This window comes from Dyadobacter sp. LHD-138, from assembly GCF_030929615.1.
In the GTDB taxonomy this organism is placed as follows: Bacteria; Bacteroidota; Bacteroidia; order Cytophagales; family Spirosomataceae; genus Dyadobacter.
The window spans coordinates 106930-124099 of the sequence record NZ_JAVFVU010000015.1 but is presented as its reverse complement, the minus strand read 5'-3'; the positions used below and the strand labels follow the sequence as shown (position 1 = coordinate 124099).

Here is a 17170-nt window from a genome sequence, read left to right as displayed (position 1 = left end):
GCCTCCCTCACGATCTTGCCGGATCGTGTGAAACAGGGAGATCAATTGATCCGATGGTGTTCGAGCACCATCGGTTTTTAGGTTTTTGTGAATAAAGGTGTCTTTTATTTTGCCATACACGCGGTGTTAAGGTTCGTTACTATACCTGAGTATTTACGTTAATCACAACCCTCTCCGTTTATCAGTATCCGGGTTCCTCTGATCTCGTAACTCGCCAGATTGGACTTACACAATAAGTCCAGCTTCTCGTACAACGGCATTTCCGAAACATCCCCGGTGAAGGTGCATTGCGCCAGACGGTCATTTGCAAACACGATATCAATGGCATATTCATCTTCAAGCTGGCTGATAATTTCTGCGAGCGGGACATTGTTGAATGTCAGCTTTGGTTGAATTTTGGCTGCAATTTCAACCTTCACGGGCTCAGCCACGAGTCCGGTCATCAAATGTCTGCTTTCCGGAAAATAGGTAACCCGCTGATTTGGGGTAAGCACAACGCCATTGTTATTCTTCATGGCGGCTACCGCCAAATCGGTATTTTTGAATGCAGCATTATTTTCAAAAACAGATACTTTACCCGTTACAACTTCCACTTCGAGGGCTTTATCCCGGATATTGGTCTTGATGCTGAAACTTGTACCTAAGACCCTGGTTATCAGCTTTCCGGAGTATACGAGAAATGGTTTTTTAGGGTTTTTAGTAATTTGAAAAAATGCATTTCCGATCAACTGGACATCCCTTTTATTCTCTGAAAAGTGATCCGCACACATCATTTTGCTACCCGGGTAAAGCGTCACCACGCTCTTGTCTTCCAGTATGATCTGTTTGGGCTTCCCGGTTTTGTTTTCGTAGGTTATTAGTTTACCGGACGGAACCTGCAGCAACAACGGCTCGGCATGCGCGACCTTGTCGGTGACGCTAATGGAGAAAAACCAGGTATATGTCAGCGCAGTAATGAAGACGGCCGCCGCTGCGGAATACCAGGCGGTCCGCTGCCACCAGCTTCCCGAAACAAGTAACTCCTCATGCGATTTCTCAGGCTGTATATCCTTCCTGATTTTTTTCAGCAGCCGTTTTTCAATCAGCTCCTTTTCTTCGTTGTCAAGAGACAACGAAGCATCGCGGTTCAGGTTTTCATACCATGCGTGGATTTTTCGGATTTCTTCCACCGTACACTTTCCCTGACGATATCGTAACAGCAGTGCCTGAATTTCCTGGTTGCTCATTAAAGTGTGACTTCGTTTTAAATGATATCCCGGACCTTCCAATCGTGGAGGTCCTTCATTAAACAAGCCGTGTTATGGTAGATTTGCCCTAAATCATTTTAAAAAATCTTTAAAGATTTATATAATGTTCAGGAAAATAACTTATTTTTCTTGGGATAATTACAATGAAAATGATGGGTGATCCTGATGTGTTTGTCAGGAAAGAAAGGTAGCACTCCAAATGAAGAGGGAGATCATGGCATCCTTAAGCTGGAGGCGAAGGGATTTGGTCGCTTTGGTAAGATGATATTCAACGGCCTTCTCAGACAGCTGAAAATGCGCGGCGATCCTGTGGATGGGCCAGTGCTCAAGACGGCTTAGCCTAAAAATTTCCTGTGATTTTTCGGGTAGTATGGCCAGGCTTTCATCTACCGCTTTGTTAAGATCATTAAAAGCGATGGTATTTTCTGTGTTGCAATCTTCAAATGTGGAAAATGCCTGGTAGTAATCCAGGTATTTGGTTCTGGTACCCTGTGTACGGATGTGATCAATGACCTCATAACGAACCGCGGAAAAAAGGTAGTAGTCCAGACTTACAATTTGAAGGTTATGCCGCTCTTTCCATAGCCTGGCAAAAATATTCTGCACCAAATCTTCCGCAATTTCCTTATGCTGAAGTTTCCTGTATGCAACAAGAAACATCTCATACCAATATTTTTTGTAAATACTGGCAAATACGTCTTCATTACTGGCTCGTAAAGCCTCAATAAGGTTTTGCTCCAAGGTTTCTGGCTTATCGGTCGTGGAAAACTTTCATTTATTTACCCATAATTAAAAGTTTTATCCCGGAATATTATAATTATTTATTCACAAAAGGCCTTATGCAGCCAAAAGTACTTGTCGGACTCAAGGAAATTTACACAGAACAAAGATTCTCCGGCAGAGCGCTTTACAATGATGGCAATGGAAAGACACGGTTCTGTACCATGGTGAAATTTGGAAGAAAGGCAGCTTGATAACCCGGAGAGTCAAACGGGTTATCAGTCATGTGACGGAAAAATTTAACCGTTTTTTAAATCAGAATATGCCAACAAAGACTGTTTACTCACTTTCCTTTTTAAGGAGATGAAAGAGATCAGATACAAAATGGTAAACGATGCGTGCATGTTAACGCTTTGTTTTTCAGATCCAAAACATAAATGATTGAGCTTAATAAATTATTGATATATTTTTATAAAAATTTATACTTTTGCTTAGAAATTAGAGCTGAGGAAGAAGTTGTTCAAATATTTTCAGTATTTCGATATCGGGAAATAGCAGGAAGTGATGGAACTATTATCATTGTTTAGAAGAGAGGGCTCTTCCAAAAATTCAGATTTTCAAATATTGTTTAGCACCATTTACAACGGACTGGTCTATTTTGCTTGTAATATATTGGATGATAGAGATGATGCCGAGGATATTGTTCAGGACGCCTTCGTGAAATACTGGAATAGCAAAGATGAGATTGCACCTGATATTGCTGCCCAAAAAAGTTATTTGTATTCGACTGTTAAGAATTCCTGTCTGAATTTTCTACGCCATAAAATCGTTGCCAAAAAATATGAAGACCAGCTTACCGACACTTGGATAGACGATAGGATTGTGATCAATTCCATTATTCATGCAGAAGTGCTGTCAGAAATTCACAATGCAATAGAGTCTCTCCCCCTTGCCTGCAGGCAAATTTCAAAAATGAGCTTCCTGGAAGAAAAGAAAAATCAGGAAATCGCTGATGAGCTGGGGCTGTCAGTCAACACCGTGAAAACACAAAAGCAAAGGGCCATGCACATGCTGCGTGAAAAACTCACCCTGGAGCTGTTTTATGTCATGGTTTTAGCGTTTTACAGACACTAGCATTGTCTCTGCAAACTTTGTTCCTTTCTTAATCCGATAGCCGAAAGCAGGGGCGGCCCAGTCGACTGCCGATCGCACGGCAAAAGAAATCCGGATGAGGTTTTTAACCGAATTTTATATTTTTAGAATTTTTTCAATTTTTTTTATAATTGTTGTCACCCCAAATCAAAGCCAGGGTGTCTTAATGTTATAGATAGCAAATAACATGAATGAGCTTTTTGACCGGGCGGATTTAATATCGAGATATCTTAGGGGCGATTTAACCGCTGCTGAAAGGGTATGGCTGGACCAATGGCTTAAAGAGGATATCAGAAATCAGCAGCTACTGGATGCATTGGAAAACGAAGCTACTGTAAGCAACGATCTTTTGTTTTTTGCATCGATAGACCAGACAGCGGCATGGCAAAAAATAAACCGGAGAATTCGGGACTCCGACGAGCGGTCAAATCAGAACTTTTTTGCCAGATATTGGAAATATGCCGCCGCCTCAGTTGTTGTCGGGCTGCTTTCTTATGGCATGCTAAGGAATACGTATAAGGTAGATCGTTTGGGTGGTGTTGCCCTAAAAAAGACGATGTTGGAAAATGATATTCCACCAGGAAAAGATAAGGCAACGCTCACGTTATCGGACGGTAAGGTGATTACGCTGGAAACGATAAAGGATGGTACTTCCATTGAGCAGGACGGAATAAAAATGACCAAAAAAGATGGTAAGGTCTATTACCAGGTATTGGCGGGGGGCGATACAAAAAATATTCACTACAATACCATCAAGACACCGGTTGGAGGACAGTACACGATCATTTTGCCAGATGGAAGCCAGGTATGGTTAAATGCGTCCTCTTCTTTACATTTTCCGACCGTATTCGCGGGCAATACCCGTAAGGTTGATTTGATCGGAGAGTGTTATTTTGAAATAGCCAGGGACCGGACTAAACCTTTTATAGTCCAGGCGGGTAAAACGCAGGTTGAAGTCTTGGGTACTCATTTTAACGTCATGGCATATGCTGATGAAGGAAATACAAAAACGACACTTGTAGAAGGAGCGGTAAAAGTAGGGAACGAGACTTCAAGTAAAACGATTACACCGGGTCAGCAGGCTTCGGTTGGAGCGAAAATTGACGTCCAGTCTGTTAATACGGAAGAAGCAATTGCCTGGAAAAACGGATTTTTTCAGTTCGAAAATCAGGATCTTGGTACTATTTTACGTCAGTTGACCAGGTGGTATAATGTTGAAATTGCAAATGAAGATCAGATTCCCGATAGCCATTTTACGGCCGTTATTCCCCGGAACATCACATTGTCGCATGTGCTTCAAATGCTGGAAATGTCCGGAGAGCTTGAATTTGAAGTTGTCGAAAATAAAATTACAATTAAACAGAAAAAGTAAATGATAAAAAACCGGCAGCGCGTCAACGCTACCGGTTAACCTTAGAATTTACTCAATTAGTACAGTCCGAACCGTAAATTTTTAAACTCTAATTCATTCAAAATTATGAAAAGAAAGCTACACTTCAAAAGAAGTAGAAGGCTCTGCTTTGCTTCTGCTAAACTATTATATGTGATGAGGTTAAGTACACTATTGCTCACCATAACCTGCATGCAGGTATACGCAGCAGCCGCTGTTTCACAAAAAATGTCGATATCGGTCCAGAATGCACCACTTGAAAGGGTGATAAAACTCATTAAGAAGAAGAGCGGGTATTATTTCATTTATAACAATGAAATGCTCAAAAAGGCTGGCCCCGTTACCGTGAATGTATCGGATGGCTCACTGGAACAGGTACTCGACCAGTGTTTTATCAACCAGCCATTGACGTATGGCTTGCTGGATAAGACCATTGTTGTTAAATTAAAAACCCCTGAAACCAAGGCCGAGCCGGTGCCGAAACCCGAGCCGAAGATACAGATAAAAGGAAAAGTCGGGGATGAGACTGGCGTTGGTCTACCCGGTGTAAGTATCGTGGTGAAAGGTACGGCGTTTGGAACTATTTCGGATGTTGAAGGGAATTTTCAGCTGGATGTTGCTCAAAAAGAGCCTGTGCTGGTTTTTAGTTTTGTAGGTTATGTTTCACAGGAAGTCAAAGTTGTCAATGAAACTGCCTTGAAAATCGTGCTTCAGGTCGACAACAAGTCCCTGGCGGAAGTAGTGGTCGTAGGTTATGGTACACAGAAAAAAGTCAATTTAACCGGTGCGGTGAGCAATGTTTCTGGTTCGGAATTAACCACCAGGCAGGCTCCTAATACGACCTCACTGCTACAAGGAAGAATGCCGGGGGTACAGGTTACACAGAATTCCGGTCAGCCGGGTGCGGAAAACGCCTCCATACAAATTCGGGGCCAGGGTACTTTCAGTGGCGCAGGTAATGACCCGCTTATTTTGATTGATGGCGTGGAGGGAAATTTAAATAATGTCAATCCAAATCAGATCGAAAGTATCTCGGTGTTAAAGGATGCGGCATCAGCAGCAATTTATGGTTCCAGAGCGGCCAACGGCGTTATTCTGGTGACCACCAAAGCAGGTAAGGCCGGAAGGTTAAATGTGGATTATAGCTATAACTTCGGTAGTCAGCGGGCTACCTCCATTTACGATAGAATAACCAATTCTGTGCAGTACATGGAGTTGCTCAACATGGCGATCGGCCATACAGGTACCAATGTCAATCAGCTTTATACCCCCGCCCAGATTGAGATGTATCGTCAGGGTACTGTGACAAATCCTAAACAATATCCAAGTTATGACTGGTTGGACGCGATTTTTCGCACCGCTCCCATGCAGCAGCATTATTTGAGTGTCAACGGTGGTAAAGAGGGCACCACCTATAACTTTGGTGCTGGTTATCTTGATCAGGATGGAATCCTGATTGCAACGGGCTATAAAAGGTATGATGCCCAGTTTAATTTCAAAACGAGTCTGAACAAGCGTGTGACTTTCGGTACCAACATTGCTTTTTCAAAAGGGGAACGCAATGAAACCGCGTTGAACGGTAACTTTGACGGGAATTCAACCGAGGATCAAATATTGAGTGCGTTGGCTGCTCCGCCCACGGCTACTCCCAAGTTGGCTGACGGAAGTGGCAGATATTCGAACAGAGCATTTATCCAGGAAGGTGGAAATAAGAACCCGGTGGCCATAGCTGAAAACGGGGGGAGATACATCAAAAACTATTACGCGCTTGCATCCGCATTTCTTGACGTTGACATTCTTCCCGGCCTGAAAGGGCAGGTTAAAGGCGCCGTAAAATACAATGACAGGCAAACGAAGGTTCATGTGGTGGCTGTACCCGGCTATATGTTTCTGCCTGATGCAGCCGGACAAAATGTATTCAATGCCCAGTGGAATGGCACCATTGGAGAGAACAACCTGACCGTACGGGATGAAAAAGATGTCCAGTATACACTTTTCGGGACATTGAATTACAATAAGAGCTTTGGAGAAAGCCATAATTTTACTGCATTGCTGGGTGGAAGCCAGGAAACTTTTCGTTACGACCGTTTGCAAGGTTTTAAAAGGAATGCTCCTTCCAGTGATTTGACCGAACTTGGCGGATATTCCCCGGGGGGGCAGTTGGTCAATGGTTTTGCCTATGAATGGGCGCTTCAGTCTGTGTTTGGGCGTGTGAACTATAATTACCAGGAGAAGTATTTGCTGGAAGGTAATTTTCGCTATGACGGTTCTTCCCGTTTTCCGAAAGGAAACAAGTGGGGACTTTTTCCGTCGGCTTCCGCTGGATGGAAAATTTCGCAGGAGAATTTTTTAAAATCAGTTAAGTGGGTAGATAATCTTAAAGCCCGGGTATCCTGGGGACAGGTTGGCAACCAGAATATAAACCGTAGTCTGAGCGGGGAGTCAATGCCTTATCCATATCAGCAGGTCTTAAATCCGGTTTTATATAATATTGGAGGTTCCTTACAACAAGGCGTAACGCAAACGGATCTGATCAATAATAACATTACATGGGAAACCACTACGGTCACGGATTTTGGTCTTGATTTCAGCTTGTTTGAATCCTCTTTATTCGGAAGCGTGGATTGGTATTCAAAAAATACAAAAAACATCTTAAGACCTTTGCAGGTCCCGGAATTTATCGGTGTCGCCGGACCGACTGTCAACCTGGGTGAGATGAATAACACGGGTATCGAACTTTCTCTGGGATATGAAAATAAGATCAGCGATTTCCATTACAAAGTGCAGGGGAATTTTGAAGCCTATAAAAACAAGGTTGTAAAATTTGGTGCGAGGGAAATCAACAGTGGTAACGGCACAATAACACAAGAGGGACTGCCTTATAACTCCTATTTTATGTATGTGTTTGACGGTATTTATCAAAACCAGACCGAAATTGATAATGGACCAACGCCGCTTGTGAAGCCTAAACCAGGCGACATGAAATACAAAGATGTCAGCGGGCCGGACGGAGTTCCGGATGGCAGGATTACTACGGATGACCGAATGGTGGTTAGCGGTGCATTTCCTAAATTTAACTACGGATTAACCTTCAATGCCGACTATAAAAACTTCGACTTTAGTTTCTTTTTGCAGGGTGTGAAAGGTCGTAAAATCTATGTGAAGGAGTGGGGGATTGCGCCGTTCAGGCAAACCGGTCCGCCGCCGACATTCTGGGAAAATGCCTGGGATGGTGAAGGGACATCCAATACAATTCCTCACATTTTTAATGAAAATTATGCGCCCAATACACAGGTTTCGGATTGGTGGTTGCAGGATGCTTCTTATCTGCGTTTGAAGAATCTTCAGCTTGGCTACAATTTTCCTGCGAAAGTAATCAATAAGGCCAAAATTCAGATGCTGCGCTTGTATGTATCCGGAGACAATCTGCTGACATTTAGCGACTTTTTCAAAGGAAGTGACCCTGAGCGCGCTGCTGCCAGTGGCCGGGCTGCCATTTATCCTCAGGCTAAAATTTATTCATTCGGGGTAAAAGTTACATTTTAATCATTGATATTATGAAGACATTATATATACGAACAATGTTTGTGTTCATGTTAAGCACCCTGGTGTTTTCCTGTAAAGACACATTAGATACAAACCCACTTTCCAATCCAAATTCCGCAGATTTCTGGAAAACCGAAGGGGAGGCCAACAAGGCACTTATAGCCTGCTATTTTAAACTTAAGGAGCCCATTGTTTCCAATGGACCAGCTCAGAGCGGTAATTTCCTTTTCTGGGAGGCGCTCTCCGACAACGCTTCCAATACTTCAAATTATGAAGCCTTCGATATTGTTATGAGAGGTGATCACAATTCTGCCACAACGGGTATTGTCAGCAAATCCTTTACATTCGGGTTTCAGGGGATAGCCTATTGTAATTATTTTCTGGCTAATATCGACCGTGTCAGTGCCATTACGGATGTGGTGCGCAACCGAATGAAGGGAGAGGCCTTATTCCTGAGAGCTTTTTATTACAATGATCTTGCCCAGCTTTACGGTGATCTGCCAATCATTTTAAAACCTGCTGAGCTGGAAAGTGACTTCAAGAAAATACCCAGATCTGCCAAAGCCGACGTTGTTGCACAAATTATTAAAGACCTTGACCTGTCCATTTCGTATTTACCCGCATCATCTTATGTAGATGGCCGGGCGGTAAAAGGCTCGGCAATTGCGTTAAAGACAAGGGTTTTATTAAATAACCAACGCTTTGCAGAGGCTGCGGATGCGGCGTGGTCTTTAATCGGTGCAGCGTCTAATCCGTTCCAGCTTTCTGATAACTACGCCGGAATTTTCTTTGGTAGTCAAATGAATAACAAAGAGATCATGTTTTCCGTCCAGTTTAAAGCACCCGATGATTATCACTCGCTGGATCAGATTATTGGGGGGCGTATGTCTGTGTTTCCGACCGTTGAGCTAAAAAACGCCTATGAGCCGAATGACCCGCGCCGGAAATTGACCATTTTTGAAGCGGGAGATCCCTGGGCTTACAATCCGGCGGGCTTCAAACAAACCGGAAGCTTAGCCGAAGGACAAATCCCCTATACAGCCATGGTTTTTAAAAAATGGGTAAATACGGCCGTAAATAACGCCTCCGGCTCCACATTAAGTGAGCAGCATATGGTCAAAATTCGTTATGCGGACCTGCTGTTGATGTATGCTGAGGCTATGTTTGAAAATGGTTTGGGGGATGATCCCCGCGCGTTGAAAGCCCTGAATGATGTAAGAGCGAGGCAGGGTGTAGGTATGCCTCCGAAATCTGCACTAACGCGCGAAATTATCAGGAATGAACGAAGGGTTGAGCTGGCTTTTGAGGGGTTACGTTACAATGACCTGATCAGGTGGAAAATAGCAGACCAGATCATTCCCCAGGTAGCTTTTGATGCAAAAGGCACCAAAAGGAAATTCAAATCGTACCTTTTCCCTATCCCACTGGGGCAGATGGATATTATGAAGGGCATCTGGACACAAAACCTAAACTTTTAAGGATCAGTCATTATGTTCAATACAAAATTTTTAATTTCGCTGATGCTTCTGCTATCTGCGAGGGTATTCGCTATGGATCAAACCGTCGTTCAGAGCCCCGATAAAAAGATCTCTTTCGATATTTTTGTTAAAGACAAAAGCTTATTCTATACTGTATCTTATCAGGACAGGCCCATTATTGAAGCTTCGCCCATACGAATGTCCGTGGATGCAAAGGTTATTACTGACGGGATTAAGATTGGCAAGGCCGATTTATACCAGTTCGATGAAAAATACCCATGGAATGGTGTTCACTCGATCGTCAGGAATCACTATAACGGAGCGAAAATTAGCATTACTCATGGTGCCAGGCGTTACACTTTGGAGGTTCGGCTCTTTAATGAAGGCGCAGCTTTCAGGCTGATTGTACCGGGCAAACCCACTGAAAAGCGAATTGCCGACGAGTCGACCGTGTTCACCTTACCGGCGGGCAGCACCGCATGGTATCATGATTTGAACATGCACTATGAAGGGTTGTATGCCAGGAAAAATATGGATACGGTAAAGGCAGGCGAATGGGCTGCGCCCGCTGTTACATTTCAATTACCCGACAGGCAGCTTTATTTGTCTGTGACCGAAGCGGATCTTAAAAACTATGGAGGAATGGCCCTGCAGACCAATGGCAATAAGGGAATGGTGTTGCGACTGCCTCAAAACCAGCCGACTTCTTATCCGTATAAATTACGTTACAGCCCTGAGGATACGCTGAGACTTTCCAAACCGGCCACAATTAGCGGGACGATCACCACGCCATGGCGGGTCATTATTATAGCCGATGGTTTGAATGCGCTGGTCAATAACGATGTGGTACACAATCTTTGCCCGCCGCCGGATAAGAAGATATTTCCTCAGGGAATAAAAACAGATTGGATTAAACCGGGTTCCGCAGTCTGGAAATACCTCGATGATGGCGGCGAAGGTACATTGGAAACCATGAAGGAATATTCCAGACTGGCCTCAACCCTTGGGTTTAAACACAACATTCTGGAAGGGTTTTGGAAGAAATGGAGTGATGCCGACATTAAATCGTTGGTTGACTACTCCAGGGAAAAAGGTGTTGATATCTGGCTATGGGAACATTCAAAGAATTTAAGGGAGACCACTGCAAGGCAGACGTTCTTTAAACATTGTCATGAGCTGGGCATTGGCGGTTTGAAAATTGATTTTTTTGATCATGAGGCGAAAGAGGAAGTTGATTTGTATCAGTCGATACTTAAGGAGACAGCCGGGCTTCAAATAATGGTTGATTTTCACGGAGCCAATAAGCCTACCGGACAGGAACGTACCTGGCCCAATGAATTAACCCGGGAAGCTGTTAAGGGCATGGAAGCCAGTAAACTCGCCGACCGGGCCGGGCACAATGTCACATTGCCCTTTACCCGTTTTATAACGGGGCACGCCGAGTACACGCCGGTTCATTTTGGAGAGCGTCGTAAAAATACAACCTGGACACATCAGATTGCCAGCGCAGCAATTCTATCGGCTCCCTTGCTTATGTATTCGGCGAGTCCGCAGCACCTGCTGGCCAATCCCGCGGTTGAGATAATAAAAAGCATTCCATCCGTATGGGATGAAACCATCGTCCTGCCAGGATCTGCCATTGGAGAGGCCGCTGTGTATGCACGTAGAAAGGGAAGCACCTGGTTTTTGGCCGTGATGAATGGCGCAGGGCCCAAAACATTCGATATCTCATTGTCATTTCTTGGTCGGGGATCCTGCAAAACTCTGGAAGTCAGTGATGTGCAGGGGGATTCGGCCGCGTTAAAAGTGGTCGAAGGCAGCCATGGTGAAAATGACAGCATCCGGTTGAATCTTGCAGAAGGTGGGGGATACATTGCAAAATTTACGAAGTGATATGTTTTAAGCGGGTGTTTTTGTAAACGATTGCCTGTCATCGACTGATTTGAGGCAATCTAATATTTGCCTTGTCATTTAACACAAAATAATAATAAGAGGCTGTCCAGTGGTATGCGCTGCGCGTCATAATCAGGCGCGCAGCGACCAAATAGTAATTTACTGATAAATGAAATTGTCTGAATGAAAGATTTTAAAATGTATTTCCTGGTATTGTCAATCGTTTTTTGTTTTGCAAATAAAAACAAAGCGCAGTCGCTGTATGCCGGACGTTATAAAGCTGTTTTTACGACGGTGCCCAAAAAAGTTCCCACTGCAAAAACACCTGACGGGCCATTGGCCGGCAATGGAGATATTGGCCTGACGCTCGGTGGGAGTCCGGATAAGTTGGTGTTTTATTTGGGTAAAAATGATTTCTGGCGCGCGTACCCGGTTTATCCCGGAGGAGGTATCGTTTTGCCGGGACGACTCGAAGTGAGTATTGCCGCGCTTAAGGGAGCCAAATACTACGCGGAGCAGTTATTGGATAAAGCCATCATTGAAGCGAATTTTACAAAAGATAGTCTTGCTGTTGGGGTAAATAGCTGGGTATCTGCTACGGCAAACACGGTGGTTTCGGAGTTTACAGCCAACAAATCCTGTGTAATGAAACTTGCTCTGGCGGCCACGGAGGGAAATACATCCATAACCACGAAAGGTACCACCGGAGCGGTAATCTGGGTGACGCGTTCATTTGAAAATACGCCGCTACTCGCATATCCAACCCATGTGGCGATGGCTTTAAAAGTGCTGGGAGGAAAGCTTCAAAAAGATGGGACAATTAATTTAGAACCTAACCAGAAGCTCACGATAACGGTTACAATGTATACCAATCACGACGATAAAGATTGGAAACAAAAGACCATCAAGGTGGCGCAATCCACGACGCAGGGTACGGTAGCCAAACTGATAAAAGAACATGCAGGTTGGTGGAAGGAGTTTTGGGGCCAGTCAAACGTTCGCATGGGCGATCCTTTTATCGAAAAATATTACTACGCGTCGCAGTACCTTTTTGCATTGAGTTCAAGGGGTGGAAAATTTGCCCCGGGCATCTGGGGGCCGTTTATAACCCGCGACTCCTCGGCATGGGGTGGTGATTATCATTTAAACTATAACTATCAGGCACCATATTGGGCAGCCTATTCGTCCAACTACATTAATCAGACAGATAATTTTGATCAGCCCGTTCTGGATTATATGGAAAAGGGCAAACAACATGCCAAAGACCTGCTGGACATGAACGGGATTTATTACCCGGTGGGAATAGGTCCCAGGGGGCTGGTGACCACGCGCTGGCCGCTCACTGCGGATGAGATGGAAAAACGGTATGCAACAAGGGAAAATATGATCGATGGAGGGTATAAATTCTTAGGGCAAAAGATCAATGCCGTGTTTAGTGTGGGCAATATGCTGATGCGCTTTTACAGCACTTATGACAGGGCATATGCCCGCAGAATATATCCTTACATGCTGGAATGTGCCAACTTTTGGGAAGACTATTTGAAGTTTGAAAACGGGCGCTATGTGATTTACATGGATCATTACGGCGAAGTCATGCCAAACCTTAAAAATAAGGGGCAGTGGCGTGACCAACTGGGTGATTTTAATTCTACGCTTTCCATAGGTTTGGTTAAAATGCTGTTTAAAGGAATCATTGATGTCAGCAGCTTTTTGAAAGTTGATCAGGCGAGGGTCGAAAAATGGCGGCATATCGTCAAGCACATGAGCGATTTTACTGTTGGCGAAGTAGATGGAAAACTGAGTTTGAAGGGTGTCGAAACCAGTCCTTCCGCCTGGCATAGCGAGATTGCCGGGCTGGCCAGGGTTTCTATTCACGGATTAATATTGCCAGGCGGGGTATGCGGCCCCAAAACAGACTCGGCCTTTAACCAAATTCTGCTGAGTGATGTAAGCCGTTGGAAACAAAAGATGAAAGCACCGGGAGAATGGGCAAATACCCTGGGGAATGGAATTGAAACCTGTTTTCCGGCTGCGGTGAGGGTAGGATATGATTCTGATGAAATCCTTGTACAACTTAAAGATCGTATTAACCGCCAGTCGCTTCCTAACCTGTGGATCACAGCCGATGGCGGAGGGATAGAAACCCTTGCGGCAGTTCCCTTAACCGTTAATGAAATGATGATGCAGAGTTATGAGCAAATCATCAGGATATTCCCAAACTGGAATAAAGCCAAAGATGCAAGTTTTGAAAAGTTGCGGGCCTATGGCGCCTTTCTGGTAAGCAGTGATTTGAAAAATGGTGAAATCCGGTACGTTACATTGCTGAGTGAAGCGGGGAGAAAATGCATGATGGATAATCCCTGGCCGGGGAAAAACATTCAGCTAACCAGAAATGGACTGGCGGCTGAGACACTTTCCGGCAATTCACTGGTTTTCGATACCCGGATTGGTGAGCAGCTGGAAATCAAAGTGAAATAAATTTTATCAGATATAAATTTCCTGCACATGAAATTACTGCTAACGACCATTTTGTTAGGGATTACCTTTATGACCGGTTTTGCGCAAAAGAAGCCGCATATTCTAATCGTTACAGGCGGACATGGATTTAAACAAGTCCCATTTTATAACATGCTGGATTCGCTGGGTGATATCAGTTATGAGAAAATCGAGCAGCCAAGCGGTAATGCGTTAATTGCATCGCCCGCTGTTGAAAAGTTTGATGCGCTTGTTTTCTATGATATGTATGATTCCATTACGCCATCCCAAAAGCAGGCTTATGTACAATTGCTCCAAAAGGGAAAAGCAATGATATTTTTACATCATGCGCTTGTGTCTTATCAGGGGTGGGACGAATTTCAGCGTATCATCGGAGGCAAATATTATGAGAAGGCAACGTTGGTAAAAGGCGATACGGTAAAATCCAGCTATCAGCATGATGTGATTATTCCGGTGAAGATCGAGAATCACGAGCATCCGGTGACCAAAGGGCTGAGGGATTTTCAGATCTATGACGAAGTTTATGGAAATTTCGGCACGCAGTCAACCATCAAACCGCTGCTTAACACCACGCATCCGGGTAGCTCCCGCTACATTGCATGGATCAACCCTTATGGTCACAGCGATGTGTTGTTTATACAGCTGGGCCATGGACCGGAAGCCTTTGCGGATTCTAATTACAGAAAGTTACTGTTTCAGGGGATTCAATGGTCGGTATCACGGCATAGACAAAATGAATAAAATCACCCGATCTGTTTTTTAGCTGTTCAATTTTTTTATTCATTTGGCCGTATCACGAATTTTTTGGCAATGCTATCGCCGACCACTAAAAACCGATAGCAGCATTGTCTTATAATATTATTCGTGGTAGGGCTATTTTTAGGCTCTTGGAAATCTCCGGGCTTAACCCGCCGTTTAATCATAGGAATTTTATTCCCTCACCCCTTGGCCGTCCATCTGCCATTTTTTGTTGCATAGCGCATCCCGGATGCCTGTGCAACAACACGACCCACTGCATCATCTTGGTTTTGAAATGGACGCAACGCCAAAAGGAGGAATGGGCTATGCGTTAAAAACATCGATTTCGTTCACATGATTTTTTAATGTTTGGCGTCATGCAGAAGGCTATCCTGCGAAATGAGGTAAAAATCGGTATTAAATGCAGAAATAATCAATATGTAGACCAAATATAATTAAGTTTGTTTTTTGTTACCGAAAAGGCCAGTTTAAAGTTTCTTAATAATTGATGTTTATATGAAAAAACTAGTTATTGCCGCTTTGGCGCTATTTTCTTTAACCGCGCAGGCGCAGCAAAACGTCCTTTTGGAGCAGTCTTTCTGGAAATCGCCTCAGGATGTGAATGCTGTAAAAGCGGAAATTGAAAAAGGAAATAACCCTGCCCAGCTTAACAGCAATAGTTTTGACCCGGTTGTGCTGGCGATCAATGCCAAAGCGCCTGTGGAAACGATCAAATTTCTTCTCGCTCAGCCAGGAAATGGTATCGAAAAATTAACGCATGATTCGCGTACTTATTTGCATTGGGCAGCGAATGCGGGTAATATTGAAATCATGGAGCATCTTGTTGCCAAGGGCGCGAAAGCCAATGTGATTGACAGTCACGGAGCTACGGCGCTGAACTTTGCCGCTGGCAGCGGGCAGCAGAATACAAAGGTTTATGAAATCTGTCTGGCGCATGGCGCTGATATTAAAAAGGATCTGAATCATGATGGTGCCAACGCTTTGCTGATTGCGATTGCCAGCGATAAGGATCTGATCCTGACCAATTATTTTATTTCAAAAGGACTGGACCTGAAAAGTAAGGATGCAGCGGGCAACAATGCATTTAGCTATGCAGCCAGGGGTGGTAACATGGATATGTTAAAAACCCTTTTGCAGAAAGGCGTGCCGGCGCAGGATAATGCCATGCTAATGGCCGCTCAGGGATCACGTCGTGGCAGTAACGGCCTGGAAGTTTACCAATACCTGGAAAGTCTGAACATCAAGCCTGGTGTGATTGGCAAAAATGGCGAAAACGTTTTGCACGCGCTTGTACGCAAACCCAAGCAGGAGGAAATTATTACGTATTTTCTTTCAAAAGGTGTGGACGTTAATAAGGCGGACGAGGATGGAAATACACCTTTTATGAATGCGTCGGCTTTCAACCGCGACACGGAATTGCTGGGCTTGTTGGCTTCCCGTGTAAAAAACATTGATCAGGGTAACAAAAAAGGTATTACCGCATTGGCGATGGCTGTACGTGGCAATTCGCCGGAAGTTGTGAGTTATTTGATCGGTAAGGGAGCATCGTTAAACGTAACTGATGCCAATGGCGATAATCTTGCCAGTTATCTTGTTCAGTCGTACAGCAGCCAAAGAGCCGCTGAGTTTGAAGCGAAACTGAAAGTGCTTCAGGACAAAGGTTTTAAAATTTCGCAGCCACAGAAAAACGGCAATACTTTATACCATTTGGCCGTGGCTAAAAATGATCTTTCGCTGGTGAAGCGTCTGGAATCGTATCAGATTGATGTAAATGCTAAAAACAGTGAAGGCATTACGGCACTTCATCGGGCTGCGATGATTTCAAAGGATGATGTTTTGCTGAAATATCTGATCTCCATTGGGGCGAAAAAGGACATTGTGACCAATTTCCAGGAAACTGCATTTGATCTGGCTGGTGAAAATGAATCCCTTACTAAAAATAATATAACCGTTAACTTTTTGAAGTAATATTGATGTCTAACTTACTGAAAACAGCACTGTTTTTTATGGTGCTTACATTTGCCAGCCCGGTGGGCGCATCTGCGCAAAGTACGGGTACAAGCAAATATAAATGCATGATCCAGATGACCAACTACATGGGTGAAGGTGCCTATGTAGTGATTTCCCTCATTAACAGTAAAGGTGCGTACGACAAAACCTTGTACGTGCTCGGATCGGACAAAAAATGGTACAACAGTCTGAAAGAGTGGCATAAGTTTTACGCCAAAAAACCATCCGGCATCAGTGCAATTACCGGAGCGTCTGTAACGGGAGGCGACAGGAGCGTGAATGTTTTTGAAATTGAGACTGCAAAAATTAATGCCGGCTACAAACTACGGTTTGAAAGTGCGGTGGAAGACAAAAATTATAACGTAAAAGACCTGGAAATACCCCTGACAACAGAAACGCTTTCGGGAAAAAGCGAGGGTACAGGATATATCCGATATGTCCGGTTTAGCCCAAACTAGTGTCTTTTTATCCTGTTTTGA

11 protein-coding genes are annotated in these 17170 nt (G+C 44.1%); 9 read left to right on the top strand and 2 right to left on the bottom strand.

Annotated features, from left to right (window positions below):
• Nucleotides 1-158: 158 nt before the first annotated feature.
• Complete coding sequence (locus RB622_RS13590; protein WP_308047107.1) at nucleotides 159-1226, bottom strand: FecR domain-containing protein; 1068 nt, start codon at nucleotides 1224-1226, stop codon at nucleotides 159-161.
• 195 nt (nucleotides 1227-1421) lie between these two features.
• Nucleotides 1422-1988, bottom strand: a complete 567-nt coding sequence (locus RB622_RS13585) for a sigma-70 family RNA polymerase sigma factor (RefSeq protein WP_308047106.1) — start codon at nucleotides 1986-1988, stop codon at nucleotides 1422-1424.
• 543 nt (nucleotides 1989-2531) lie between these two features.
• Here RB622_RS13585 and RB622_RS13580 point away from each other — a divergent pair.
• The 9 genes from RB622_RS13580 (at nucleotide 2532) to RB622_RS13540 (ending at nucleotide 17149) form a co-directional block, all read left to right on the top strand.
• Entirely contained in the window at nucleotides 2532-3101 is a 570-nt protein-coding gene (locus RB622_RS13580) for an RNA polymerase sigma-70 factor (RefSeq protein WP_308047105.1), read from the top strand.
• A gap of 205 nt (nucleotides 3102-3306) precedes the next feature.
• Nucleotides 3307-4491, top strand: a complete 1185-nt coding sequence (locus tag RB622_RS13575) for a FecR domain-containing protein (RefSeq protein WP_308047104.1) — start codon at nucleotides 3307-3309, stop codon at nucleotides 4489-4491.
• A 174-nt stretch (nucleotides 4492-4665) separates the two neighbouring features.
• Nucleotides 4666-8055, top strand: coding sequence for a TonB-dependent receptor (locus RB622_RS13570; RefSeq protein WP_308047103.1), 3390 nt, complete (start codon nucleotides 4666-4668; stop codon nucleotides 8053-8055).
• A gap of 11 nt (nucleotides 8056-8066) precedes the next feature.
• Nucleotides 8067-9533 (top strand): RagB/SusD family nutrient uptake outer membrane protein, encoded by a 1467-nt coding sequence (locus RB622_RS13565; protein ID WP_308047102.1) that lies wholly within the window; start codon nucleotides 8067-8069, stop codon nucleotides 9531-9533.
• A 12-nt stretch (nucleotides 9534-9545) separates the two neighbouring features.
• Nucleotides 9546-11426, top strand: coding sequence for a glycoside hydrolase family 97 N-terminal domain-containing protein (locus tag RB622_RS13560; RefSeq protein ID WP_308047101.1), 1881 nt, complete (start codon nucleotides 9546-9548; stop codon nucleotides 11424-11426).
• Between the two features lie 183 nt (nucleotides 11427-11609).
• Nucleotides 11610-13904, top strand: coding sequence for a glycosyl hydrolase family 95 catalytic domain-containing protein (locus tag RB622_RS13555; protein ID WP_308047100.1), 2295 nt, complete (start codon nucleotides 11610-11612; stop codon nucleotides 13902-13904).
• 27 nt (nucleotides 13905-13931) lie between these two features.
• Nucleotides 13932-14663: a ThuA domain-containing protein gene (locus RB622_RS13550; RefSeq protein ID WP_308047099.1), complete on the top strand. Its 732-nt coding sequence runs from the start codon at nucleotides 13932-13934 to the stop codon at nucleotides 14661-14663.
• 513 nt (nucleotides 14664-15176) lie between these two features.
• Nucleotides 15177-16649: an ankyrin repeat domain-containing protein gene (locus RB622_RS13545; protein WP_308047098.1), complete on the top strand. Its 1473-nt coding sequence runs from the start codon at nucleotides 15177-15179 to the stop codon at nucleotides 16647-16649.
• 5 nt (nucleotides 16650-16654) lie between these two features.
• Nucleotides 16655-17149: a DUF2271 domain-containing protein gene (locus RB622_RS13540; RefSeq protein ID WP_308047097.1), complete on the top strand. Its 495-nt coding sequence runs from the start codon at nucleotides 16655-16657 to the stop codon at nucleotides 17147-17149.
• The last annotated feature ends 21 nt before the right edge of the window (nucleotides 17150-17170 follow it).